Here is a 25,213-nt window from a genome sequence, read left to right as displayed (position 1 = left end):
TATGGGCTGGGAATATGGGATCAGAACAACGGAGCCTGCGATTTTACCTGAAGTTGTGAAGCGTTTGGCAAGTTCATTAAAATTTACCGAAGTGTATAGTTTGGAACAGCAAGCCAACGGCTTTGTATTGAAACGTGAAGATCCTTCCTGGCCTAGAGCCCTTGAAGTGTGGATAGAAGAGGCTTCCGGGTTAGAAGAGATTGTGGATGGGGATTCGTATATCTACTGTTTGTTTCATATCTGGGGTGAAGAGGTACGGAGCTGGATGGATCAGATGGAGCGAGAAACCAGCCAGGCTGATGGTGGTTTAATCTGGTTTGAACTCTGATCGGTAGAAGATTTGCCTGAAACAGGAGGAACATATATGGCTAAAAAATCAAAGAGAACAATTCCTGCGCTCATATATCAGTATCAAGGTCCACAGCGGAATGTGGGTTTTGTTTTATCCGCTTTATACATAGAAGAATCGGTTGAAGTAGAGATGGAAGACATGCTGTTCATATATAATGAAGACTTTGACTATATTCGTCCTGCATTGGATCGCACATTTCCCTTAATTGACCCGCGAACTGGAGAAGAGATGAAGGCTCTTGATTCCTGCTGGGAGAATCCGATTACGAAGGATGTGTGGGTGGGGATTTTATCAGAGCTGGATCAACAGGTGGTTGCAGAGCCTGAATTACGGAACTTTTTGAATCAGTTTACAGCTTGGGTGAAAAACCATCTGCAATTGGCCGACGGGATCGAAGTCACCGGCAATTTGTAAGTTAGTTGATCTTGGATTGTTCATTCGTGTACGTAATTCAGTATACCGGCGGCCGAATTGTTATGTAATCAAGCTCCCTCATAATGATGGCGGAGCTTTTTTGATGAACAAATATTAAAAACCGTTTGCTTCACTCACCCGTCTTATACCACAGAAAGAGAGAGAAGGAGGGATGCGGGGTGGAAACAAAAGCAGAGATGAACCAGAGGATATATGTACAGACCGAAGACGAGACGGCATTTGTGCAATCCATTATGGAACATCAAGATACGCTCATTTCCATCGCCTACAGTTACCTGCGTAATCGGCAAGATGCGCTGGAAGCTGTGCAGGAGATGACGTGCCGGGCTTGGATCAAACGTCGTACGCTGAATAATGAGAAGGCGTTCAAGTCGTGGATCATTCGGATTCTGATCTATATCTGCATCGATGAACAGAGGCGCCGCAAGCGGGCGACACCTCTGGCCAAGGAGAATCTGGAGGACAGCATTCCGGCATCTTGGATGATTAGCGTTGATGATAATCGAATCGCTATGGAATCTCTTTTGCAAAAGGTGAAACCAAAATATCGCCATGTAATAGTGCTGAAATATTATAACGACATGACACTGACGGATATTGCCTCGATCCTTGGCAAACCAGAAGGTACGATCAAGACCTGGCAGCACAAGGGACTCCAGCAGTTGCGCAAGTTGATGAAGAACAGGAGGGATTGGCATGACCACTAACCCGGAGGAGAAAGCACTTCTTGCAGATGCATATCAGGTGAAAAGAGAGAAACAGCACTGGAATCCGGCGGACACGACTGCGGCAATTCAACGCGGTCTCGCGATGGCTAGAACAAGACAATCAGGTAGGACCGTTCGTATCAAATGGATCACGGCAATGCTGGTCACAGCCCTGGCTACGGGTTGGTTTCTTATGGGCCCGCTTGGAAACTATGGGCGACAACCGGCAACATATTCTGAGCCTGTAATCCATTGGGGAGTACTTGAGCCCTTCCGTGACCTGTTAACTTCGGATATGGACCGTGCCACGATTACTTCAACGCTCAATAATGGTTATGTGCAACTCGTGGATCGGACGGTTACATCAGGAATATATCAGTTTACCGTGAACGCGGTTATGGCTGATGAGAACAGGATAACCGTATTGTATACCGCCAGAACGGATGCTTCGCAAGAGATTTATTCGATAGTCAATACCAAGATGACGGATGCAAGAACAGGTTATGTCCTTGATAACGGAAATATAGGAGGGGGGCATTTCTCGAATGATAAACATACCATTTATGGCCGGAAAACAATTGAGCGTAATCGAAATAAACCGCTGCCTGAGCAAGTGAATCTTCAGTTCCAGCTTTCTTCCGTTGTTCCAGATGTGGTGGAATATTCAGAAAACGGGGAAGAGGAACGGAAGTATCAATATTCCAAAAAAATGAATCTTTCTTTTGCGCTGAATCCTAAATTCTCTATCCCCAAAACGGAAATCCTCAACGTTAATCGTACGTTTACCGTTGGGCGTTATGAAGTTATGTTGTCAGAAGTGGAATTATCACCGCTTGTTACTCGGGTCAGGCTTGTTTATGAGCCGGATCAAGAGATCGATTACAAAACGAAGTTGTTGATCAGTGAGGTCGTTCAGCCTATCGAGATTGTAACTACCTCTAAAGGCGGGAAGCAGACCAACTTATCTACGATATTTGGGAGTGGAACGGAAGACGGAATGATGTATACTTTCAGCAGCAATCTGCTGGACAATCCGGAATCGATGGTATTAAAACTTCGTGGTAAACCAGATAAGGTCTATGATGATTTACAAGAAGCCAAGAAGGATGAACTGGAAATCAAAATCAAATAAGATGAAAGCAGAGAAGGGATGTCCCTCAAGGTCGTAAGCCTTGTGAGATATCCCTTCTTAAATAAGAAAAGCTGCTGATCTTATACAGTTAAAATATCTACTCCCAGAGCTGGAAGAATCAACTTTTGATCCAACCTCTCGTTGGTCAACAAGCTGCGATAAGGAACGTCCAGCGTAATCTCTCGTTGCTCATTCGTCAAATTGATCAGAAACAGGAAGTTTTGCTCCCCCTTCGTTCGAATCGACAGCTCGACACCTTCCGGCAACTGGATTTTGGGCGCCAAATCCTTTTCCTTCAATATGCCTTCAAACAACTTATAGAAATACGATGGCTCCGGCCAAGTGCCGACATAATACACTTCACCTTCACCAAACTTATTGACAGTAACCGCCGGTACACCCTCGTAAAAGTCGTTGTCATACCAGGCGATCGGCTCTGCACCTCGCAGTTCCAGTAGATCACACCATTGCTTCGCAGCGAAAGTCTTGCCCTCCGCGTTCCGTATCCGATGCTCACTGTTGCCGATGGCATCATATTCACTTACGACAACACCCGCCGCTTCACCCAGTAGCCCCGGCAGAGGCAGCATCTCACATACATTCCTCATGTTCTTCACGCCAGTCCGATTTGTGAGGACAACCGTACCACCCTTGGTTGCGAATCGCTCCAGCCGCTGTGCTACTTCTTCGCTTAACAGGAAGAGGGAAGGGACAATGACCAGCTTGTACCCATCGAGCTCCTCAGTCCAGTTGATAACGTCTGTACCGATGCCCATTTTCAGAAATGCATTATGCATAGAGGACAAGTTGTCTATATAGTGCATTCCCCCTTCCGCCTGCGGCTGAAGGGAAAGCGCCGTGTGCTGATCATGCGAATGCAGAATCGCAACTTGGGTAACAATGGTCGAGTCGGCCAGCATTTCTCCTAACTGGTTCACCTCGCGAGTAAGCTCCGCGAACTCCCTGAACCTGCGTCCAGGAACATTGCTGTGGTCGATCAGTCCATGCCAGAACTGTTCCGCTCCCACGGTAGCACTCCGCCAGCGGAAATGCACGACCATATCCGCACCGCGGGCGATTGTCTGCCAGGAGCGAGCTCGGATCAGTCCAGGATACGGGGTGCGCTGAATCGGCATCCAGGCGCCCTGCGCTCCGCTGAGCTGTTCCATTACCCAGAAATTCCGGCGTTTGATGCCACGAACCAAGTCCAGCGTAAGCGCTCCGTTTCTCGGAAACCGATCGCCATAATCGCGATACAGCTCATTCGGATAATAATCGACAGAGACGAAGTCCAATTCGTTGTGCATATCATAATAGTCCAGGCTATTCGGATATTGCCACATGTTATGCGTCACAAATTGGCCTGGACAGTTACGGCGTAAAATCTCAAGCTGCCATCCCAGCAGATAGCCTACGCTGTCAGAACAAAATCGCTTGTACTCCAGAAGATAGGAAGGATTCATCGGTTTGCTGGGTCCGAGTGGTGTTGTTACCTCAGCCCAGCTACTGTACTCACCACTCCAGACGACCGTACCCCACTCCCGGTTCAACTCCTCCAGATTGGAATAACGCTTTTGCAGCCAAGCAACAAACGAACGATTACATGTATCACAATGGCATTCCTGGTAGTGCATCTCGTTATCTATTTGCCAGCCTATGACGGCGGGATGCTTACCATAGCGCTGTGATATCGCTTCCACAAATTTGGAGCCCAGCATTCTCAAGGAAGGGCTGTTGTTGCAGCGATGTCCACGCACACCTGGCCGAATGATGTGGCGTTGTTCATCCATGGGCAGCACATCCGGATAACGGGTTGTCATCCAGTTTGGCGGGGTATTGGTGGGAGTGCATAACACAATTTCCATACCACGCGAAGCGAATACTTCTATAGCCGCATCCAGCCATTCAAACTGATAATTACCCTCAGTCGGTTCGATTCGGCTCCAGGCGAACTCCGCCATTCGCACAACTGCAACCCCTGTCTGTTGCATAAGTATGGCATCTTTCTCCCATAACTCCGGGGTCCATTGCTCTGGATAATAATCAATTCCGATCTTAATTGTCATCCTGTGATCTCCTTTATTTATCAATATATTGCGATTATATGTTATATTAATTCGAGTGAATATCTTAAATAATTAATATGATATAACAATATTAAGATCAGGAGAGTTAGTCGTATGCCTCATCCCAATCGTAATTTTCCGGTGTTATCTGCCCGAGACAAGCTGCTCCCTTTTTATTTACTTGGCATCGGCCTGCATCATGAACAGGAGCATATCCGCCGAGACCAAGGCATTGAGGATTATCAGTGGATACAATGTCGCAGCGGTGTGGGTATGCTCAAGCTCAGTGAAACGGAACATATCGTCAAGCCAGGTATGGGCATGCTGTTATTCCCTGGACAGAAGCACGAATACTATGCGCTATCCGACAGTTGGGAAGTCGACTGGATCATTTTCGATGGCAACGGGTCAGCAAACTTATTTGAAACCGTGGGCATTGTCGATACATGCGTATACACGCTTGCACAACCTGAATACCTTCTATCCCGAATGCGGGAGTTGCTGCAAGCTGCCTTAACGCCACAAGAGCAGACATTAAGCAATTACGCCTGCTCCGCCATTCTCTATACCTTATTGACAGAGATTATTCAACGCGTATCTGTTGAGGGCAGCGATACGGTCGGGCAGCAGTATGAGCGATTAAAACCGGTTCTGGACTATATTGAACAGCATTATGCTGAAGAGATCACTTTGCCAACGCTGGCTGGATTGATCTGTGTCACACCAGAATATTTCTGTCATTTGTTTAAGAAAACGACAGGTATTCGTCCCATCAGTTATGTTAATCAGGTAAGAGTCAACAAGAGTAAGGAACTGCTGCTCGATAATGTGCAACGGGGTATGGAGGATATTGCTCGTCAAGTCGGTTTCGAATCGACCAGCTATTATGGAGCCATCTTCAAGAAGCTGGAACGACTTACACCTGGCGCGTTCCGCCGCAGCTATCAGAAGTCGTGACATATTATTATTCGCAAGCGAATGGTTTTTCGTCAGAGGCTTTAGGATCTGATCCGAGGGCGGATCGGTTCCTAGTTGTATCACATAGTATTCGTTAATAGAGCCGCTAATTAGCGGCTCTATTTTGTGTGAACGAATGGCTGGTTTTACGTTTTTTCACTATATCTGATCTGCTGTTGCGAAAAAGATAATATTGTTGTCTTTTTGCAATTTTTGTGTTGTCACAGCCAGAGTTACACGATATAATCGAGTTGTCTTTGAGGATAATATTATAAAGGATGGTGAAATTTTGAAGAAATTTTCGATGCTTTTACTCGCTGTAACTCTATTGTTGCTAACTGTCTCCACAGCCCCGTCTACATATGGTGCGGCTAGTTATCCAAACACAGGTACGAATGGGTTGACTGGTTTTGCAGGCAGTGCCAAGAATGAAAATGGTGTATCCAAGGCAGCTACGACAGGTGGCAAGAACGGTCAGGTAGTTTACGTTAGTAATCTCAATGACCTGAGAACACATATGGCGGGCTCTACAGCCAAAATTGTCGTCGTTGAACAGAATATTTCTTCCTCCACGCTGCAAAAGGTTGAATTCGGAGCGAACAAGACACTTGTAGGTTCCTTTGGCAAACATACATTAACGAATATTCATTTCAGATCCACAAGCAGTTCAAGCAATGTGATTTTTCAGAATCTGACTTTTGAACACGCTTCCAATATTAATGCCAATGATGATATCCAGATGTATATCACTTCAGGCTCCAATTACTGGATTGATCATGTGACGTTTGCTGGTCACAGCTACAGCTCTGGCGGTAGTGATCTGGACAAACTTCTGTATATTGGTGATCGCGCCGACTATATTACGATTAGCAATTCCAAATTTGCGAACCATAAGTATGGCGTCATCCTCGGTCATCCGAATGATGGTAACAGCAGTTACAATGGCGTACCTCATGTGACGATGTCCAATAATTACTTCGAAAATTTATATGTACGTGGTCCTGGGCTTTTAAGATATGGTTACTTCCATCTCAAAAACAACTATGCAAACAACTTTAATCAGGCCATCACAATTGGTGAAAAAGCACGGATTTATTCCGAAAACAACTACTTTGGTGCTGGCGCTGAAAAGGGTGGCATCCTGGATGACAAAGGAAAAGGGGAGTTCACGGATAGCGGTAGTACACCAGCGCTGAATAGTCCGACTTCTCCTAAAACGAATTGGAGACCAAGCTCCAATTACAGTTATCAGGTAGAGAGTGCCAGCTACGCGCGTGAGTTCGTCACCAAGTATGCAGGTTCCTCCAATACGACACTTGTATTCGGAAAATAAGACCTTGTACTCATGTTTATTGGCGTAACCAAGAAGCCTTTCTTGTACGTAACAGCGTATAAGACGGGCTTTTTTTGTTTTATTTGATATGGGAGTATATTAATTGAAAGTTAATATTTAATTTTGTATCCGGAATACCGATATACATAATGTAGCGCTGCTTTCATGTTTGTGAAGTAACATTGTACTATGGCGGTGGCCTGAGCGTTGCGTTGAAATATGCACGAGAGCAAACCTTAAAGAGGCCGATGTGAGTGCGAGTATGCCCTACAATCGTAAGTTATTTTATCTAAAGGACGGGGTATGCATGAATCGTATTGACGAAATTATATGGAAACGAAACAAGATCATCAGCATCATTCTATGGGTTGTATTAATTGTAGGATTTTCTGTAGCTTTAATTGAGCCCAAGTTATTTATTTCCAATGGTGTTGTGGTCTTGTATGGAATCTGGCTCGCTTATGCAAACGCCAAAAAGAAGCACATTCATCTCATTCCTTGGGTGAACACCGTGCTGATCTCGTTGTGTGGGGTATTCGCCGGATGGGGAAGTGTTGAACCGCTGCTGGCCATTCTCATCTCTTCGATCTTGCTTATTTATCCAAACAAAAAATTGTTTGTCATCGGATTTTCGGTTATGCTCGCAAACAACATTCTTCAACTTGTGATTATTCCTACAACAACTCAGGATCAGTTTGTGACTAATGCAATCAATTTAGGAATGTTCGCCGTTACGGGCGGAATCTTGTTCATGGTGTCCTATCTGAACCAAAAGCTCTTTCATGAAAGTGAAAAAAGATGGAGCGAGGTCGAAGCGTCGCGGACCCGCGTGGAAACGATGCTGGAACGGGTCAAGGAGTCTGTTGGCGGACTATCTCGTTATACGGATCAATTGAAGCAAAAGGTGGATTCAACAGGTTCCATTACCAATGAAGTGACCCTGGGATTCAGTGAAGTTGCCAAAGGCGTGGAGTTCCAGGCAACCAGTGTCGCCGACATTTCGGAATCCTTAGCTGTATCGGATCAGCATATTAAGGACGTTGCGTTGTATTCCCAACAGATGAAAGAGTTGTCTGCAAGTATGGCAACGAGCACGCAAACAGGAAGCGAACATATGGACCAACTGAATATTCAGATGCAAGATCTATATGAAACGATCAATACAACTGCAAATGATATGCGAAAGTTCAATGAGGAAAGTGAATCCATGACGCTTATGCTGAACAGCATAGCGGATATTGCAACTCAGACCAACCTGCTCGCACTTAATGCAGCCATTGAAGCGGCTCGTGCAGGCGAGCATGGACGCGGGTTTGCCGTTGTATCAGAGGAAGTACGCAAGCTGGCCGAGAGCTCGGGTAAGTCTGCGAACGATATTTCAACCATTCTGTCTCGATTAAAAGGACAAACGCAGGCACTGACAGATCGATTCGAACGTATTCGTCTATCATTACAGCACGGAAGAGACAGTGTGCAAACGGCAGATGAAGTGTTCCGTACGATCAACAGCAACTCTCAGCATGTGTTGAATCAAGCGACAGATATTGAGATTAGTTCGGCTACAATGAAGGAATCTTCCACCAGAGTAGTGAATGAGGTTTCCGAGATTTCAAGTGTAACGGAGCAATCCAGTGCAGCGACAGAAGAGATTCTGGCGAGCATGGAAGAACAACGTAACCTGACACAGAAGATGGTAGAGAGCTTTGGAGAATTGGAGCAACTGATTGTGAACCTGAATGAGTTAGTCTCGGATCATCAGGCTTCTTCCGTTGCGAACAAAAATTAATAATTAATAGTTGGGAGCCTGTCGGTGCGTATTTATCGTGCTAGACGGGCTTTTTTTCGTCTAGAGTACAGCTTGATACCGGCATTTTTTTCCTATACAGTGTTGTGTAGAGTATGAAGAGCGTAGAACTAAAAATGTAAATGGTAGTTAAAAGAAGATGTTACCTCATGGGGGAGTAAAAGCTTGAAGAATAAAGGAATGGAAGATAGATTGGACTGTGATGACCGTACATATGAGGTTAGGAATGATAATTGCGCTGAACGCGTGCGTCTTTATGATCAGCATTCGTTCAAAGACATGGACTGGCCCGATACAGAGGATGGCAGATATGCCAGGGCTTATCTGGAACCTATGATGCTGGACGGGACCCAAAGCTTTGTGTCCAACGTGGAAACGACATTGCTGCTCGCCCGGATTGATGATCTCGTTATTCCGCTGACCGTGAACGATAAAGAGTATGATAATGCTTACGTTTGTTCGCCATATACGCATTATGTGAGTTACGCCAAGCAAGAATTAACCATGTTGCAGAAGCCTATGTTAGAAAAGGGGCTTTCTGTGCTGCTCAGTCTAATAGGTTGGGGAATGAAGCAATCACAGATCAACAAAGTTGTGCATGTGAACAACTGGTTGTTGTCTACGAATCTGTACCCAGCCATGTCCAGTGAACAGGCAGAACGCTTGCTTGAAACGGTACAAGAGCGATACCCTGAACATGTCATTGTGTTTCGCTCCTTGTGTCCGGGACTTCATCCCGATCTGACAGCGAGGCTAACGGAAGCGGGGTGTATACTAATTCCGAGCCGACAAATCTATTTGTATCATGCGCATGATACGAATTTTGGGAACTCGAAATCGCGCTGGCTGTTGAAGCGGGATTTCGAATTATTGGCAAAGCACGACTACGAATTCGTTTCCGAGTCAGATATGACGGATGCAGATATTCCGCGAATCGTTGAGCTGTACAAGCTGTTGTACCTTGAAAAATACTCCTGTCACAATCCGCAATTTACCGAGCGGTTCATTGCTGCTGCGATGGCATCAGGAACACTCAGACTCTATGGACTGCGAAAGGAGGGGCGCCTGGACGCGGTGATGGGTTATTTCTGCCGAAATGGAATCATGACAACGCCGCTGTTTGGTTACGATACAGCGGTGCCCCAGTCCGTTGGACTATACCGCATGTTATCGGCTTGTCTGATCGGACAGGCCCGCGAGAACGGCCATCTGTTGCATGAGAGCGCAGGGGCTGCGCAGTTCAAACGCAATCGTGGTGCTGTGGCTGATTTCGAGTATTCCGCTGTCTATGAGCATCATCTTCCGTGGGGCAGACGCTGGTGCTGGCTGCTGCTTGATCGGTTGTTGAATCGCGTAGGTGTGCCTCTGATGCGCCGCATGAAGCTGTAAACAGACATAAAAACGTGCTTACGCTGCCCGATGCAGATGTGAGCTTGCATCTGGTTTGACTGCACACTTGCACACCCAACCGGTCATCGTGATACGCACATTTGTGCGCAGTCGCCTAATTAGAAATGCTCTGCGAGTTGCACCTCGAAGCCATCTGGATCTGTAATGTAAATAAACCGCAGATGCGGATTGGGCTGGATAGGGCCGCGCACAATCGGAATATTCAGCTCTGCCAGTCGTTCCATGGCTTCATCCAGCGAGTTCACCTCATAGCCGATTGACACGCCGGCCTCTGGTTTAAGAATGGACTCACTGCCCTCAATTAGTTCCAGCTTAGCTTCATTCTCCTTGCCCAGCATGGCAATCTGCCGTCCACGGCTTTCGAATCTGCGCTGAATGGGAAGTCCAAGCATGTCGTGGTAGAACCCGAGTGAAGCTTCCAAATTACTGACCCTCAGCGTGATCCAGTTTAATTTGATCAACATGGGTGAATCTCTCCTTTTTCTTACATGATATGCATTTTTGTTACGTTCATTATACGATAGGTGTCAGAAGGAGCCTACTCCTTATCAGTAAACAATAAAATAGCTGCCGAAATATTCGGCAGCCAAATGGTGTAATCTCTTGCAGTTCCGGTAGTGCTAACGAATTATTGAATCAGATCAATGGCCGTCTGTGGTACAAATGCCTCTACACCGTTATAAACAATGACGCCCTCCAAAGTTGTCTTTTTGCCGTTTACCAGTGCAATATTTTTGTAGATTTGCAGTTCCAGCTTGGTGTTGCCTTTTGTTACGAGGATCTTCGGATTTTTAGCGTCAGTCAGGTCCAGTTTGTACGTCGCACCTTTGGCTGTAAATGCCTGTTTGGCAGGTACAAACAATTGTTTGCTCACGCTGTCGAGATCCAGATCCAGTACTCGTGCCATATATTTGGCGACATCCGTGTTATCAATTACACCGAATGGACGGTCATTGTTCGGAGCATATGTGTACAAGACGACATCTCCACCTGTATGACCACCGGTTGTCCAGCCGATCCCTGCACGTTTGCTGATCATTGGACCGATTGCATAGTTAAGACTGCCCGGCTCAGCCGCTTTAATGGTGGCAACCTCCTCGGAAGTCAGATCGGTAATGCCATAGTATTGTTTCATCACTGCTTTGATGTTTGTACGCTTGGCATTCAGCTTCGCTTCAACGCCCTCGCCTGTCAGCTTGGCCTTTTTCAAAGGTCCGATAAATGTGGACAACGGCTCTTTGTCATAAGTGCCAGTTGTGGAGGCATTACCGATCGTGAGTCCACCGTTCTGATGGTCAGTTACAGCCACAACGGCAGTTTCTCCATCTGCTTTGGCAAAATCCATGGCTACTTTTACGGCATCATCAAAAGCCAGTACGTCACTGATAATACCAATCGGATCATTGGCGTGAGCTGCCCAGTCCACTTTACTGCCTTCGACCATCAGGAAGAAGCCGTCTTTGTCTTTGGACAGAACTTCAATGGCTTTGGATGTCATCTCGGCAAGGCTTGGCTGCTTCGCAGGATCACGGTCCATATTATAAGCCATACCTGCGGGTGCAAACATACCCCACAGTTTGTTCGAATCGGATGCTTTCATTCCATCTGGTGTAGTGACGTAATCGTAACCCAGTGCCTTGATGGACGAAATCAGATTCTCGCCGTCTTTACGTCCGGCTGGCTCAAGATATTTGCTACCTCCACCCAACACAACATCCATGCCATTGTAGACTTGTTGTTTGCTGAGTGCATCATAGTTTTTGCGGTCCGGATAGTGAGAGGAGAAGTCCGCTGGTGTGGCGTGCATAATTTCGGATGTAGCGATAATGCCAGTTGCTTTACCCGCCAGTTTGGATGCTTCCAGCACGGAAGCAACAGGTTTTCTTTCGTCTCCAGGCGCAATAGCCTTCTGTCCAGGCATAGTAGCTTTGTCCGGCAGTACACCGACAAATCCGGTATGAGATTTATAACCTGTAGCAAAAGCGGTTCCGGCAGGGGCCGAGTCGGCAATCGGCGCATCGGCGGAGTGTGTTCGAACCATGCCGCTTGCCATGGAGTCCAGTGTCAGGGACGAGCCCTTATACCAACGAGCCAGAGCGGTAGCATCGTTAGCCATACCGTCAGGAATCAGAATAATCACATTTTTAATCGGTGATGCAGATGTCGTTGAAGTGGTGTCTTCCACAGCCCACGCTGCACTGCTACCTCCGAGTGTAGCCGTAACAATTGTTGTCACCGCGAGCATCATTTTGGCTGCACGGACATTAAACCGGTTTAACATGAATGCATCCTCCTAGAATATATGTATAGTTTGGTATCCCAAACCAAGTGTATACAACAATTGCTAAACTAACGTATGAAATGGGTTAACTATATGTAAAATTTACGATTAGTGAAGGGTGCTGGAATTCAGGTGAACTGGACAAAATGAGGACCACTCTTGTATGTTAAGGAGAAAATCGGGCTAGGGAATGCCCCTCGTCTAATGATCGGCATTGAGGTGGTTTGTAATGAAAGAATGGTCAGAAGCCATTCAGTGGTGGAATAAAAATCAGGTGAAGCTCATGGACATTCGTCATCTGGTCTTGAAGCCGGGACAGGCAATTAAGCCGTATGTTTTGCCAGCCCATGCTTTTTTGCTGATGGTCAGAGGAGAAGCCATTGTTCATTTGGGCAAAGAAAAGCTCAGGTCCAACCAGACGCAGGTTCTGCATGGTGGCAAAGGCACAACTATACATATCCATTGTCTGGATCTCCCCTTGGAATATTATCTTATTTTATATAAACCCCAGCCAAGCTCCACTGGTACCGACCCGTCGAGAGTAGAAAACGTACAACAAGAGTATGAATTTTCCCCGCAGCAGTATTATTTTGTAGCAACATATCCGTTGTTGCTAATTCCTATAATGGAGAGAATGCATGAATGCTGGGTAAGCTGCGAAGAATTGGACAGGTTGCAGGTTACAGGACTGTTGTATCAGTTTGTATACGAACAGTTTCGCCAATGGAAGCAGGCGAGTGATCAGGTAGCTGATCCTCCAGAATTAGCCGAGCAGATTGCAGCATACATTCAGGAGCACTACGCACATTCCGTGTCCATGGAGGAGATGGCGGCCCAATTTCATTACAGCAGTCATTATCTGGCACGGGTATTCAAGCGCAAATTCGGTTGCAGTCCGATGGATTACGTCATCCAAACCCGGATGAACCAAGCCAAAGTATTGCTAACAGAGACAGAGGCTCAGATTCGTGATGTGGCTGAGAGCGTTGGATATAAAGATTTGTACTACTTTAGCCGAATCTTCAAACGAATGATGGGAGAAACTCCCGCTCAATATAAAATGCACAGTCATCTGCTTAAAGGTTCAAATCGTACCAATAAGAAGTCGGAATCGTTCATTGCTGGAGAACTCACACAACGCTATATTGATAATAACGATAATCATTATCAATACAACACTTGGAGCGTGAATGACTTGAATGTTCGTTTTAAGCCTACTTTGGCGGTCAGTTTATTATTTAGTTTATCCCTGCTGTTAGCAGCTTGCGGGGGAGGAGCTGATCCACAGTCAACAGCAATTGAAGATGCTTCACTGCCTGCAACCAAAATGTATACCGACGCATCGGGGAGAACGGTTGAGATTCCAGCTCAATCTGCCAAACCGGTTGTGATCACATATGGTGGGTATTTGCTGCCACTCGGAATGAAGCCGGCGGGTGCCAACAAGGAAACACTGGATCTGTACCCGGAAGAGATGGCTAATGTGCCGGATATCGGATCAGGAACGGGGAACGTAGAAGTGGTCTCGGATCTAGAGCCAGATCTGATCATCGTACCTGATTATACAAGCACGGAAGTGCTCGGTACCTATGAGAAAATTGCGCCCACGATTACGGTAGCTTGGGGCGGTGACCCGGATGTCATCAACACCCTGAGAACGATGGGTGAGATTATGGATCGGAAAGAGGAAGCAGAGCGATGGATTGCTACTTTTGAAGATAAATTGAAGGGGATTCGGGATGAACTGAACATCAATATTGAACCGGGAACCACGGCCATGTCCTTCGTCATCTATAACAAGGAGGTATTACTTGGGGGAGAAGGTGGCACATTGGGCAAGCTGATATACCAGGATTTCGGATTTGACATGCCTGAACAGTACAAAGCCTATGCAGATGGTGGAACCGTGCTCTCATTGGAGAAGCTGGCGGATAAACCTGCAGACTACTTCTTCACCCAGATGGATGATGAAGAGATGGAGCAGATGATGGAGCTATTCAATGAGCCGGTGTATCAGAGTATTCCTGCGATCAAAAATAATCGGATTATTAATGTATCTCGCAACTATTGGAATTATGGACCGTATCTGGTCGACAAGGGGCTAGATAGCCTGATTGAGCAAGTGAGCAAGCTACAGGAATAAAAAAACATTTCATTCTACAAATTTGACGCAAATCACGTCATATCAGAGCAGGTTCATAGGTGGATGCGCCTATGGCCTGTTTTGTTATATCGTCGGTTCTGATTCGATGTGGTATGGAACTTGCAGAGCTTATTTTTAATGTTACCTCTGTCAGGAGTTCTATGATGACGTTCTAAAAAAAGATATTGCGAACGCTTACATTATGTGCTAACATCACCATAACAACAGGATTGTAACCGTGTTTAGGGCAATACCTGTGTCAGTTCATTCGTTGGTTTTTTAGTTATCAAACGATTGATTGCGTTTACATTTTCATATGGAATGAGCCTCATTCCTCAGGGTTGTTACTGATTGCAGGCAAAACCTGAATTGAGGGCAGTAGACCACGCTAAAGCGATGTCTGTTTGCCTTCGGTTCAGGTTTTTTTATATAAAAAAATGCCTGATGGCATGACCGCAAGCTCCGTAGCAGATATTTCGAGCAGAAAGGAGCGCAGCAGATTTAATTTTTCATAAAAAGAGATATAGAGTCATCCAGACATTGGAATACTGAAAAGATGCGCATTTCCAATGAACTTATCCCATCACACACTATTCGACAGCGAGGAGATTTATGACATGAAAACCATTAAACGTTCGATTGCAGTGGCAACAATTCTGGGGTTATGTGTATCCGCTCTACCAGCTTATGCAGCAGGCAATACAGCAACCTCTTCTTCAGCAGCGATGGACAAGCTGATCCAATCCGAGCTTATTCGCGGCAGCGGTCAAGGTGTTAATGCAGCTTATCTGAACAAAAAGGCTACACGCATTCAGGCCGCAGTACTTTACTTGCGTTTGTCCGGATTGGAGAAAGAAGCACTCGCTTATCAGGGATCGGAAACGTATGACGATGATGCTCAGGCAGGCAAAGTATTACAACCGGTCGTTGGTTACTTGAAGCAGCATCCATATGTGTCTGAGATCGTAACAGGAACGGAGAAGTTTGAACCTAATGCACCACTTACAGCGGAAGGATATGCCGAAATGCTGCTGAAGGTGCTTGGATATGAAGCAGGTACAGATTATGAGCAGGGAGCGGCTTCCACCTATGCGGCTGGGAAAGGAATCAAGGCACTTCAAGGGAAGGGCGCGAGTCAACTTACCAACCGCCTGATGGCAGAGGCAACCGCACAGGCTTTGCAGATACAGCTCAAGAATGGCAGTGGAACTTTGGAGCAGAACTGGTTAAAACATAAAGAAGCTGGGGCGTTCAAACCTCAAACGGTGCAACAGACCAAGTATGGCACAATTGATGGCAAAACCTATGAGCAATATGGCACGCTCGGCTGGCTCGGTGTTCCTTATGCGGCACCTCCGGTAGGGGAACTGCGCTGGAAAGCTCCGCAAGAACCGGATTCATGGACAGGAACGAGATCGGCTAAGGAATTTGCAGCGAACAGCTTGCAGATCTCCGGTAAAAATACTGTAGGCAGCGAGGATTCATTGTATCTCAATATCTGGCGTCCCGACACAACCAGTTCGAAACTTCCGGTTATGGTGTTCCTGCACGGCGGCGGGAATATGACCGGATCAGGCAAAGATTTTCAGGGTGAACAGCTTGCACGGAGCACCAACAGCATCATCATCTCAGTGAATTACCGTTTGGGAGCCCTTGGATTCTTCAAAAATGCAGCGCTGAAAACTGGCAATGCCCTGGATGACTCAGGTAACTATGGTCTGCTTGACGCATTCCGCGCATTGGAGTGGGTGCAGGATAATATCGAAGGTTTTGGCGGAGATACAGGCAATGTTACATTAGCCGGACAATCTGCTGGTGCACGTGATGTGCTGGCAACTCTGATCTCTCCACTTAGCAAAGGGTTGTATCAAAAAGCAGTTGCTTTCAGCGGAGGATTGACGACAGCATCACCGGAAGAAGGCGAGCAAAAATCCGAGGATGTACTTGTGAAGCTACTCGTGCAAGAGGGGAAAGCGGCTAATGCAGAAGAAGCCAAAACATGGATTGGCAAGCAATCTCAGGCACAGCTGGAGAGTTACCTGCGTGCACTGCCTGCGGACAAGTTGGTCACAGCATTTGGTGCAACCGCAATCCGTATGGAACCATTCCCGCATCTGTTCCGGGATGGTACAGTGATTCCAAAAGAAGGATTTGACGCCATCAATAATGGCAATTACACAAAAGTTCCTTTATTGCTCGGCAGCCTGGAAACGGAGTTCTCCGGATTTGCTTTCGGTGATCCAAACTTCTCTCCATCGATTACGGATGGAACCCTGTTTACTGACAAAACCAAGGCGGAGCAATATGCTGCTGCGTTGAAATACGGTAGCGAAGCTTATGCAGGCTTTAATGCAGAGCGTGTAGCAGAACAATTGACAAGGGAAGCAGGTCAGCCGCCGGTATATGCGTATCGTTTTGCATGGGGCACACAACCTGGGGTCATCTCTGAGCGTTTGCTCACGTTACTGGGTGCACCACATGGTGCGGATATGGACTTCTATACAGGACACGCAGACGGAATTGCTGCTTATTTCCCTGATGGGTACTTTAGCGATACAAACAAACCAGGACGTGATCAGTTGTCCGCCGCGATGGCAGCATATCTGAAGCAGTTCCTGTACACAGGCAATCCAGGTACGGGTGGATCACCTGATCTGGCGGCATGGACACCTTGGACGAAAGATGCTCAAGCCCCAATCATGCGTCTGGATGCAAGCAATACAACGGCAGAGATCGGTATGTCCACACAATATAATCAAGGCAAAGAAGCCGTTATGGCAAAGATGAAAAAAGAATTGCCTGAAGAAACGTATAAACTGTTGACGGAAAAAGTGTTCGCAGGTCGTTTTTTCTGGGAATAAGGATCACCGGATAGGAAGGTATATATAGATAAATTGAAAGCTAAGGGAGCGTGCTCTCTTGGCTTTTTGTACTGTTCTCGTTATGCTTAATTATGGTATTGTTGTAAATATAAATTAATAGAATGTCGGAAAGGGGAAACGTACATTATGGATGGAGTTAGTAATTTTGGTATTGCAGGTATTATAACGCTATTAATTTTCTTTATTATGATTGGTCTTGTATTATATCTGGTTTTCTATCTTGGGATGAAGAGGTCTGGCGTCAAAGAGGAAGTATCCGCATTAAGGATGGAAGTACGAGTGTTACAAGAGGAAGTAGAGCGGAACAGGCGGGAATTGGAAAATACGAAGCGTCGATAACCTTTGCAGCATTATATGTGGATACGTGGATAGCGTGTACAACAGTAGGATAGGACAGGGGCTCTACGCCCCCACCTACTCAATACAACTTGACACCGCTCATTTCAGCCTTTACATACCAAGGATACTCGATCTATTTCTTGGCAAAAAAACTAAGTGTTCCGGTGCTTTCATCTGCACTCACAAACAGGCTGCGTCCGTTAACACGATGAATTCCCTCTGGTGATTCTCCGGCTGTAGGAATCAGACCCAGGTAGTCCGGATTGATTGGATCAGCAAGATCAAAGAACAAAATGGCATCTGCACGTTCGGAAGCTACCGTGGCATATGTTGTGCCGTCTACAGTAGCAACGGTCAGGTTCTCAACTTCGCTGCCCTTGTTGGGACTGCGATCATCGGGATACAAGCCGACCATAGCTGTTGCCTCGTCAATGAGGTTCTGGCTATCGTACATCCGCTGACCTTGCAAATCCCAGACAGCAATATTACGTCCGCCTGCTTTTACACCATCCTCAAATTCATTCTTGCCCAAATCCCCTTCGTTAGCTGTCAGCAGGTATTTGCCATCTGCCGAGAAAGCAATTCCATCCGGTTCATAACGAGCGGTCAACGTCTCTTTAAACTGAACAATACCATCATCTTTCAGATCCGCTTGATGTGAAGTAGTACCCAAAGCGAAGATGGAACTGATTTTTTTTGTCTCCAGATCTACAATGGCAACGACATTGTTTTCCTGTAGCGTGACGGCTGCTGTTTTACTATCTGGACTAATGGCGACATACTCCGGTTGTGGATCATGCGGATAGATGGCACCTTTTACATTGTCCAGAGATACTGGCAAGTTGGTGATCTCACCCTCCAATACGTTCCCGCCAGCAAAAGATACAACCATAATGCTACCCGGACGTTTGGTGTTGGCATAGTCAATTTCATCCGCAGCTTTATTCAGCTCTTCATCCTCTATGGCGATCACTGCATGCTGACCGTCTGGTGACAGTGCAATCGAGTCAGGACCAATGCCCAGTTCATACGTTTTGACGGTTTTGTAGGTTGTCAGATCCACAATGGCAAGCAACCCTTTGTTTGCTTCACTGTCTGTATCCCCTGTACGAATAACAGCAAGACCGTATTTACCATCTTTGGACACGGTTACGCTTGTAACTTCAGCTTTGGCGGAAAGGTCATGGAAGCTGACCGTCTTCAATACGTTGATGTTTTTCAAGTCAGCAATGTCCAGTACGGAAATGCTGCCATTGTCTGCTTCGGTTACGAGCAGGCGCTGTCCATCTGGCGTAGAGGCTGATATTTCTGATTTTCCTCCAGGCATCTGAAACGATGCGGTCTGTTCAAAACCGGTTTTATTTTGTTTCAGGATCAGTTGATCCGTAATTAATTTTAGCGTTTGTGGAGATACATACGTTGTACCTTTGGTGATGTAGCTTTTACTGTCCAAAGGAGTTTTCACACCGTTGATGGTGGCTGATGACGTTCCTATAGGAAGTTGTACTTTAGTATCTGCGATCTGGATATCAACACTGCGACTGCTTCCGTTCCATGTGACCGTACCCTGCATATTTTGGATGGCTGTGCGCAGTACGACATGATCGTTGGCGGGTTTAGTTGCGTCAGCGGCATGGACCATTGATGTGTAGCTGGTTGCTCCTGCGCTAAGAATGGCTGTCATCGACAGAACGGCAAGCCATTGATTTCTCTTTTTCAATGTTCCAGATCCCCTTTATCGTTTCGTGTGTGTGAGTTGTACAATTGTTTTAGTATAGGGAGCTTATGTTAAGGAGAGGTAAGAGAAGTCTGCGATTTGTGTAAAAGGTTAGATAAGAGATATTTTTCCAAATTGGATATGTAAGTTAGTGTATAAAATGATGTTGCCACATGAAGAAAAAAGCAGACGTGAACCTTCATATATATAGGACTGGTGGAAGGGACGAAAATACGCTAGAATTATAATTGAGAATCATTATCAATTAATTCGGACTTTCTTTACTGACAAGTCTGATCAAGATATAGGCGAGGTGAATACCATGCGCACGGATGATGCATTAGGCGTAGTATATCAGCATTACCTGACCCAGGAACCTTACAGTCAGCAAGATGAACACACGTATCTGCTCTCTCCCAAGGCGGGTAGCGGTAAGGTCAAAAGAGTGACAACTTACAGTGGCATTGAGATTTTATATTCCCAGGTTGAATATCATCAGCCTTATCCTACGTATTTTGCGTCCGATACACCCATTGTGGAATTGCAATTTGCCTTATCAGGAGAACGACATGTGGATATATCCGGTCAGGATTATTCATTATCGATAGGACAAGGGGCCCTTATTTTTATGCATGATTTCGAAGCGTGGTTTCATCCTCCGGCAAGGGAGCTGTATACGTCCTTTTCGCTGGGGATTCCGGTTTCTCTGTTCAATTATGCTGCGGCACAACTGGGCGGTTTCAAGTCAATTGCGTTTAATCAGGTGTTAGGGCGAAAAGTGTTCAAGCCGATTGTATTTCAATTGGATAACCGGATACGAACGATGATCGACAGTTTGATTGTGGAATTAAACAATAGTTATCGATCATCCTTAATGATGGAAGCGACAGCGTTGGAAATCTTGAATCGATTTATGATCCAATTGTTTGATTTGGCGCCAATCCCCGCGGGATTCTCCAGAGAGGACATCCGGAAGTTACATACGGCACGGGAGATTATGGAGGCTTGTATGGTAGATCCTCCATCTTTGCTAGCATTGTCCAGACAAGTAGGTCTTAACGATTTTAAATTAAAAAAAGGATTCAAGGCCCTTTACGGAAGCACGGTGTTCGAATATTTGCGTCAGGTTCGTCTCGACAACGCCATGAAGTTGCTGCGCAATCAGAATAACAACGTCACCGAGGCCGCCATTGCGGTCGGTTACAGCAATGTCAGTGCCTTTTCACAGCAATTTTATCGCAAATTCGGCGTGAAGCCCTCTGAAATGAAAAAGATTTATTAAATAAGATGAACTGAAACATTACACAAGAACGAAGAGTGCAGAACCAGTCTGGAGAAGCGGAGCGTTCGCCTTTATCAACGGATTTTTTTCATCATAGAAGGGAATCACGGAAATCCGTTGATAACAGCGATCGGAAGATGATACTGCAATCGTAGTGGTCTGGTGTAAAGTTTTAAGGGTTGATCTTATTTAAAATAAGATTATAATCCGTCTTGCCGTGAATTGTTCCGTATAGAGGCAGTCGGGATTCATTCCGCCTTGTATACTCCAGGTACAGTGGGTACTGTACTGAAATATAGAGGAGTGTACAAATATGAACAGAATCAGAGGAAGTATTTTTTTTAGCGTATTTGCAGCCATGTTGGGTCTGATGCTAATTGCACCCATTATGCCACCACTTATTCGCGAGTTGGGCATGAAAGAAAGCCATTCCGGTCTTATTATCTCACTTGGGTCCATTATGATGGCTGTCATGGCTCCGGTATGGGGCAGATGGAGTGATATAAGAGGAAGAAAACCTATCATATTGATTGGATTTATAGGTATGTCTGTGAGCTGTGCATTATTTGCACTGGCATTGTACGGTGGATTGAATGCATGGATCGGAGGGGGGCTCCTGTTAACCCTTCTGATTGTGACGCGCAGTCTGATCGGCATGTTCATTCCGGCGGTGCTGTCTTCTGCCCAAGCCTATATGGGTGATGTGACAGAAGGGGAAGAGCGGGGAAGCGGGATGGCGATTATCAGCGCTGCGAATGGACTTGGCCTTGTATTTGGACCTGCGATTGCAGGAGCTTTTACCCTTATCGGTCTGCTCTGGCCGCTTTATTTTGGCATTTTTATAGCGATCGCTGCGTTTATTATTGCCTTGCTGTTAATCCCGTCAGCCAAACCGGTCATTCAGGCAAAACCGCCTAAAGTCAACCCGTTCCAACGCGGTTTACGAATGTACCTTGCTGCAGGCCTGGTCACGATGATGGGTATCATGACACTACAGGTTGTCGGGGGATTTTATTTTCAGGATCAACTGGCTCTATCCTCAGCGGCGACGGCCCGAATGGTTTCGTTTGGACTCATGTTCTCTGGAGCAGCGATGTTGATCATGCAGGTCATTCAGATGAAATGGTTGAAATGGCAGCCACGCCCAATGATTTTGCTCGGGTCCCTTTTCCTGATCGCAAGCATGATCCTGTTTCTGGTCTTCAATGTGTTATCCATGTATTATTTCTCGTTTTTCCTGTTTGGCATGGGTTCGGGTCTGATGATGCCGGGGTTCATGGCAGGTGCTTCGCTGGCAGTTAGCAAAGAACAGCAGGGAGGGGCAGCGGGATTGGTAGCAGCGATTCAGGGGATATCCGCCGTCATTACGCCTTTACTTACAACGACACTTTATCAGGTGGACAAACATGTTCCATTTATGCTCGTAGCTGTTCTGGTTGTCTTGCTGGCAATCATGATGATGGGAATGCGGAAAAATGAATCCAATACTGTAACGGACCCCATTCATTCGTTATAGTCAGACAAAGTCAGAAGGTCAAATAAGGTCAAAATAAAAGAAAAAAGGATCTATTTTAAAATAGTGAACCATGATGAAAGAAAATCGGTTTTTTTGGTCTTTTACGGACTTTGAGCCTTATTTGCACGGGTATTATAATAATCAATGTAAGCAACACCAATAAACCAACCACACAAAAGGAGCTGATTTTCATGTTTGATCTGATTCCGTTTCGTAAACGAAATGAAGACCCGTTCGGACACATGTTGAAATCCTTCAATGACATGGTTGAGAACTCATTCCTCTCCCCTTTTGGAACTGGCTCCCAGCCATTCCGGACCGACATTCGTGAGGAAGAAGACAAATATTCGGTAGAAGCCGAGCTTCCGGGCATTGCCAAAGAGGATATAGACATTCAGGTTCAAGGTAATGAATTGATTATTCGTGCCAAACGCAATGATATAGTGGAGCAGAAGGATGACTCCAATCGAATCATACGGCAGGAACGCCGTTCCGGCGAATTTATCCGGCGATTCTATGTTGATCATATTGATGAGGAGCACATTAAGGCCAGATTGGAAAACGGTGTGCTGAAGCTCGAGATTCCGAAACGTCCTGGTGATGATCAATCTCGCAGACGCATTCAAATTGACTAAACCAGATGCAAAATATGTAGCTGAAGAAATTGAGCTATCCCTTTGTGGTAATAGGCATGGAAAAACATCTGTAAAGATGTTCTTCCATGTTGTCCCATGAAGGGATTTTTTACATAACCGGGTTAATGGAATTGAATATGAATTGTGCTGCATAGGAATGTAGCGGCGAAGCCGTATACGGCATCCAAGTTAACACGAATCTGATCGGCTGTATAAGTGAAACTTAGCTGTAAACAAACGTTAGATGCCTCCACAGGGGAGAACATCTCTTGCTGAATATGTTCAAAATGGAAGTGCACCTGCTGTTCCCATTCCTGATCAGCATTATGCGTTAGCACAAGAGAGAGGGATTGTATATTTTGGACTGTTTCCAGCTGCACATCCGTAATTTCGTCATAATGGAAGGGAGGGAAATAGCCCAGAGTTTCGATTACATGTTGCGCTCCGAGAATGGAAGCCAAGGGAGAAAATTCGCGTTCCAACCTCCGGATATCCATTAACTGTGCCTCGTACTGAGGACTTGTATAGAGCAGGAGAGAGTCTGGTTCGCATTCCACGACTGTTCCGATAAAAGCAGCCCAGTTCGCGGTACCTTCCTCACCAACGGTAACAAGCAGTCGATCTTGAGCAAGTAAGTCGATTGCCCTATTGGTATGGAATTTCACTCGAAAACCTTGTCCCTGTATCTGCCAGGGAGTCTGGGGTGCATACAAGAATGGTTCCCGCTCTACGGATCGGACGCTGACGTTTAATGTCAATGCTCTGTTCATTAGACTACCCCCAATTGCCACAAGCTGCGTGGCATCATCTCTACCTGTCTGTATTATTTCTCTGCTGCTTGCATCAGGGCATAGATCTTACGTGTGGTATTCACATTTCTAACCGTCATATAGGCATATACTTTGGATCCCACAAGCTTGTTCATGCCACTTTTGGATGCATCCTCTCTGCTGACTGAGTATAAAATCGCTCCGGGAACATAGATTAGTGTGCCGATTCCCGGTTTGATGGGCAGTTGGTCCAGCACGGAGGGCTCATTGATCTCATCCCAGAGGAACATTACATCACTTTTGGCCGTGTCATCATTAACCCATTCTTCTGGCAGCGCATGAATAACGCTATAGATTTCATCCATATTCCGCACCATTACCCTGATCTGTAAGCCAAAATCGGCGGCGATGGCCTGTTCTAACACATGGGATATCTCCCTATTCGCATCGGCACGTTCCTGATGATCGGCAAAAATAATATTGCCAGAGTTGATATAGGTAACGACGTCCAGCATGCCTGCTTGTTCAAACGTTTCTTTCAGCTGCTTCATATTGATTTTATTATTCCCGCCTACATTAATGCCTCGTAGCAAAGCCACATAGATCATATGGGCGCCCCTCCAATTCCTTCAATTCACCGTTTTAACAAAAGGACAGATACTCGAAAAGATGAGCGGTATACTCTTCTCCCAACAGATCTTGCAATAAAGGTTCCACATGCTCCAGATACTCTGGCTTGGTTTCATAGGTTTCTTCATCTTTCACTTCCCCGGCATAGGTGCGCGCTGCCTCAATCAGGATGGCTAGTGCACTGAAAAAGTCTGACAGCGAATCAGCAACACGGTTTGGTTCTCCACCTGTAAAAGCGGCATATACGGGAGAGTTTGGTGCTTCCACATCTACAATTAACGGATCATCGTTAAAGTTTGCGATGACGACGTGATTTTTTGGCCAAGTGGAGGACTCCTCATAAGGTTCATTCATGCCAATCCAGCGGAACCCCAGTTGCTGACGAAGCAGATGTTCAGGTGCGACAAAGGAAATCAGCGCTGCATCACTGATTTCGACGGCGGCATTTTTCATTTTAAGTGTACCTTCAGCACTGGCATCTATCATTTCATAATGACTGTACAGATACTGAAGTTCTGGAGAAAGAGCTATTCGTGTATCCACTTCCGGCCGGTGATGTTGTTCGCGTGGACGCAGATCATGATTTTTGAAAAGTCCATAAGCTTCATTGTATAAATCCTGCTGTTCCACAAAACGGCTCAAGGCCGCATCCAGCTGTTGCATGATGTCTGAGTCCTCCTAATAACATGATATAATAACAGGCCGATTCGTTTGATTCTTGGCTATAAGCATTATACTATATCAAAGATAAATTCAAAAAAAATTTGAATACGTTTACATTCATGAGTGGACATGATATACTTTCACTCAAATAAGGATTGT

21 protein-coding genes are annotated in these 25,213 nt (G+C 45.9%); 14 read left to right on the top strand and 7 right to left on the bottom strand.

Features of this window, described 5'->3' with window-relative positions; all coding sequences use genetic code 11:
- The first annotated feature begins 1 nt into the window (after window position 1).
- The 4 genes from MHI12_RS22185 (at window position 2) to MHI12_RS22170 (ending at window position 2,626) form a co-directional block, all read left to right on the top strand.
- Window positions 2–328, top strand: a complete 327-nt coding sequence (locus MHI12_RS22185; RefSeq protein ID WP_405170345.1) for a hypothetical protein — start codon at window positions 2–4, stop codon at window positions 326–328.
- A gap of 36 nt (window positions 329–364) precedes the next feature.
- Window positions 365–766, top strand: coding sequence for a hypothetical protein (locus MHI12_RS22180; protein WP_405170344.1), 402 nt, complete (start codon window positions 365–367; stop codon window positions 764–766).
- 179 nt (window positions 767–945) lie between these two features.
- Complete coding sequence (locus MHI12_RS22175; protein WP_405170343.1) at window positions 946–1,494, top strand: sigma-70 family RNA polymerase sigma factor; 549 nt, start codon at window positions 946–948, stop codon at window positions 1,492–1,494.
- Entirely contained in the window at window positions 1,484–2,626 is a 1,143-nt protein-coding gene (locus tag MHI12_RS22170) for a DUF4179 domain-containing protein (protein WP_405170342.1), read from the top strand. The genes MHI12_RS22175 and MHI12_RS22170 overlap by 11 nt, the downstream gene beginning before the upstream one ends.
- A gap of 80 nt (window positions 2,627–2,706) precedes the next feature.
- On the opposite strand, the gene MHI12_RS22165 is transcribed toward MHI12_RS22170, so the two are convergent.
- Window positions 2,707–4,692, bottom strand: coding sequence for a beta-galactosidase (locus tag MHI12_RS22165; RefSeq protein WP_405170341.1), 1,986 nt, complete (start codon window positions 4,690–4,692; stop codon window positions 2,707–2,709).
- 114 nt (window positions 4,693–4,806) lie between these two features.
- Between MHI12_RS22165 and MHI12_RS22160 the strand changes: the two genes are divergently transcribed.
- From MHI12_RS22160 to MHI12_RS22145, 4 genes are all read left to right on the top strand, one after another.
- Window positions 4,807–5,649: a helix-turn-helix domain-containing protein gene (locus MHI12_RS22160; protein ID WP_405170340.1), complete on the top strand. Its 843-nt coding sequence runs from the start codon at window positions 4,807–4,809 to the stop codon at window positions 5,647–5,649.
- Window positions 5,650–5,938: 289 nt separating this feature from the next.
- Window positions 5,939–6,982: a polysaccharide lyase family 1 protein gene (locus tag MHI12_RS22155; protein WP_405170339.1), complete on the top strand. Its 1,044-nt coding sequence runs from the start codon at window positions 5,939–5,941 to the stop codon at window positions 6,980–6,982.
- Window positions 6,983–7,289: 307 nt separating this feature from the next.
- Window positions 7,290–8,768, top strand: a complete 1,479-nt coding sequence (locus MHI12_RS22150; RefSeq protein WP_405170338.1) for a methyl-accepting chemotaxis protein — start codon at window positions 7,290–7,292, stop codon at window positions 8,766–8,768.
- 183 nt (window positions 8,769–8,951) lie between these two features.
- Window positions 8,952–10,175, top strand: a complete 1,224-nt coding sequence (locus MHI12_RS22145) for a GNAT family N-acetyltransferase (RefSeq protein WP_405170337.1) — start codon at window positions 8,952–8,954, stop codon at window positions 10,173–10,175.
- A 119-nt stretch (window positions 10,176–10,294) separates the two neighbouring features.
- Here MHI12_RS22145 and MHI12_RS22140 read toward each other — a convergent pair whose 3' ends face one another.
- Together MHI12_RS22140 and MHI12_RS22135 are read right to left on the bottom strand one after the other, a co-directional pair.
- Window positions 10,295–10,660, bottom strand: a complete 366-nt coding sequence (locus MHI12_RS22140; RefSeq protein ID WP_341008380.1) for a VOC family protein — start codon at window positions 10,658–10,660, stop codon at window positions 10,295–10,297.
- A gap of 164 nt (window positions 10,661–10,824) precedes the next feature.
- Window positions 10,825–12,477: an alkaline phosphatase gene (locus MHI12_RS22135; protein WP_405170336.1), complete on the bottom strand. Its 1,653-nt coding sequence runs from the start codon at window positions 12,475–12,477 to the stop codon at window positions 10,825–10,827.
- A gap of 229 nt (window positions 12,478–12,706) precedes the next feature.
- Here MHI12_RS22135 and MHI12_RS22130 point away from each other — a divergent pair, with 229 nt between their 5' ends.
- The 3 genes from MHI12_RS22130 to MHI12_RS22120 all read left to right on the top strand — a co-directional run bounded on the left by MHI12_RS22130 (window position 12,707) and on the right by MHI12_RS22120 (window position 17,841).
- Window positions 12,707–14,620, top strand: coding sequence for a helix-turn-helix domain-containing protein (locus MHI12_RS22130; protein ID WP_405170335.1), 1,914 nt, complete (start codon window positions 12,707–12,709; stop codon window positions 14,618–14,620).
- Window positions 14,621–15,237: 617 nt separating this feature from the next.
- On the top strand, window positions 15,238–17,481 hold the full coding sequence (locus MHI12_RS22125) for a carboxylesterase/lipase family protein (RefSeq protein ID WP_405170334.1): 2,244 nt from the start codon (window positions 15,238–15,240) through the stop codon (window positions 17,479–17,481).
- Between the two features lie 147 nt (window positions 17,482–17,628).
- A complete protein-coding gene (locus MHI12_RS22120; RefSeq protein WP_405170333.1) occupies window positions 17,629–17,841 on the top strand; it encodes a hypothetical protein in 213 nt (70 codons plus the stop codon).
- Between the two features lie 133 nt (window positions 17,842–17,974).
- Here MHI12_RS22120 and MHI12_RS22115 read toward each other — a convergent pair whose 3' ends face one another.
- On the bottom strand, window positions 17,975–19,561 hold the full coding sequence (locus MHI12_RS22115; RefSeq protein WP_405170332.1) for a choice-of-anchor I domain-containing protein: 1,587 nt from the start codon (window positions 19,559–19,561) through the stop codon (window positions 17,975–17,977).
- A gap of 319 nt (window positions 19,562–19,880) precedes the next feature.
- Here MHI12_RS22115 and MHI12_RS22110 point away from each other — a divergent pair, with 319 nt between their 5' ends.
- The 3 genes from MHI12_RS22110 (at window position 19,881) to MHI12_RS22100 (ending at window position 22,991) form a co-directional block, all read left to right on the top strand.
- Complete coding sequence (locus tag MHI12_RS22110) at window positions 19,881–20,840, top strand: helix-turn-helix transcriptional regulator (protein ID WP_405170331.1); 960 nt, start codon at window positions 19,881–19,883, stop codon at window positions 20,838–20,840.
- A gap of 313 nt (window positions 20,841–21,153) precedes the next feature.
- Window positions 21,154–22,356, top strand: a complete 1,203-nt coding sequence (locus tag MHI12_RS22105; RefSeq protein WP_405170330.1) for an MFS transporter — start codon at window positions 21,154–21,156, stop codon at window positions 22,354–22,356.
- Between the two features lie 191 nt (window positions 22,357–22,547).
- Window positions 22,548–22,991 (top strand): Hsp20/alpha crystallin family protein, encoded by a 444-nt coding sequence (locus MHI12_RS22100; RefSeq protein ID WP_405170329.1) that lies wholly within the window; start codon window positions 22,548–22,550, stop codon window positions 22,989–22,991.
- Window positions 22,992–23,113: 122 nt separating this feature from the next.
- Here MHI12_RS22100 and MHI12_RS22095 read toward each other — a convergent pair whose 3' ends face one another.
- Genes MHI12_RS22095 through MHI12_RS22085 form a run of 3 tightly spaced genes read right to left on the bottom strand, consistent with a single transcriptional unit; the run spans window position 23,114 to window position 25,054 of the window.
- Window positions 23,114–23,761 (bottom strand): Imm50 family immunity protein, encoded by a 648-nt coding sequence (locus tag MHI12_RS22095; RefSeq protein WP_405170328.1) that lies wholly within the window; start codon window positions 23,759–23,761, stop codon window positions 23,114–23,116.
- Between the two features lie 53 nt (window positions 23,762–23,814).
- Window positions 23,815–24,369, bottom strand: coding sequence for a DUF1697 domain-containing protein (locus MHI12_RS22090; RefSeq protein WP_405170327.1), 555 nt, complete (start codon window positions 24,367–24,369; stop codon window positions 23,815–23,817).
- Between the two features lie 34 nt (window positions 24,370–24,403).
- Window positions 24,404–25,054, bottom strand: a complete 651-nt coding sequence (locus MHI12_RS22085; protein ID WP_405170326.1) for a hypothetical protein — start codon at window positions 25,052–25,054, stop codon at window positions 24,404–24,406.
- Window positions 25,055–25,213 lie beyond the last annotated feature (159 nt).

This window comes from Paenibacillus sp. FSL H8-0280, assembly GCF_045040665.1.
GTDB lineage: Bacteria > Bacillota > Bacilli > Paenibacillales > Paenibacillaceae > Paenibacillus > Paenibacillus xylanexedens_A.
Note: the sequence above shows the minus strand (reverse complement) of the source record. Positions and strands in the feature narration are given on the sequence as shown.

Bases quoted from the DNA above. Each gene is read 5' to 3' on its own strand.
- MHI12_RS22185 (WP_405170345.1), top strand. From the start codon at position 2: ATGGGCTGGGAATATGGGATCAGAACAACGGAGCCTGCGATTTTACCT.
- MHI12_RS22180 (WP_405170344.1), top strand. From the start codon at position 365: ATGGCTAAAAAATCAAAGAGAACAATTCCTGCGCTCATATATCAGTAT.
- MHI12_RS22170 (WP_405170342.1), top strand. From the start codon at position 1,484: ATGACCACTAACCCGGAGGAGAAAGCACTTCTTGCAGATGCATATCAG.
- MHI12_RS22165 (WP_405170341.1), bottom strand. From the start codon at position 4,692: ATGACAATTAAGATCGGAATTGATTATTATCCAGAGCAATGGACCCCG.
- MHI12_RS22160 (WP_405170340.1), top strand. From the start codon at position 4,807: ATGCCTCATCCCAATCGTAATTTTCCGGTGTTATCTGCCCGAGACAAG.
- MHI12_RS22150 (WP_405170338.1), top strand. From the start codon at position 7,290: ATGAATCGTATTGACGAAATTATATGGAAACGAAACAAGATCATCAGC.
- MHI12_RS22140 (WP_341008380.1), bottom strand. From the start codon at position 10,660: ATGTTGATCAAATTAAACTGGATCACGCTGAGGGTCAGTAATTTGGAA.
- MHI12_RS22135 (WP_405170336.1), bottom strand. From the start codon at position 12,477: ATGTTAAACCGGTTTAATGTCCGTGCAGCCAAAATGATGCTCGCGGTG.
- MHI12_RS22130 (WP_405170335.1), top strand. From the start codon at position 12,707: ATGAAAGAATGGTCAGAAGCCATTCAGTGGTGGAATAAAAATCAGGTG.
- MHI12_RS22125 (WP_405170334.1), top strand. From the start codon at position 15,238: ATGAAAACCATTAAACGTTCGATTGCAGTGGCAACAATTCTGGGGTTA.
- MHI12_RS22120 (WP_405170333.1), top strand. From the start codon at position 17,629: ATGGATGGAGTTAGTAATTTTGGTATTGCAGGTATTATAACGCTATTA.
- MHI12_RS22110 (WP_405170331.1), top strand. From the start codon at position 19,881: ATGCGCACGGATGATGCATTAGGCGTAGTATATCAGCATTACCTGACC.
- MHI12_RS22105 (WP_405170330.1), top strand. From the start codon at position 21,154: ATGAACAGAATCAGAGGAAGTATTTTTTTTAGCGTATTTGCAGCCATG.
- MHI12_RS22100 (WP_405170329.1), top strand. From the start codon at position 22,548: ATGTTTGATCTGATTCCGTTTCGTAAACGAAATGAAGACCCGTTCGGA.
- MHI12_RS22095 (WP_405170328.1), bottom strand. From the start codon at position 23,761: ATGAACAGAGCATTGACATTAAACGTCAGCGTCCGATCCGTAGAGCGG.
- MHI12_RS22090 (WP_405170327.1), bottom strand. From the start codon at position 24,369: ATGATCTATGTGGCTTTGCTACGAGGCATTAATGTAGGCGGGAATAAT.
- MHI12_RS22085 (WP_405170326.1), bottom strand. From the start codon at position 25,054: ATGCAACAGCTGGATGCGGCCTTGAGCCGTTTTGTGGAACAGCAGGAT.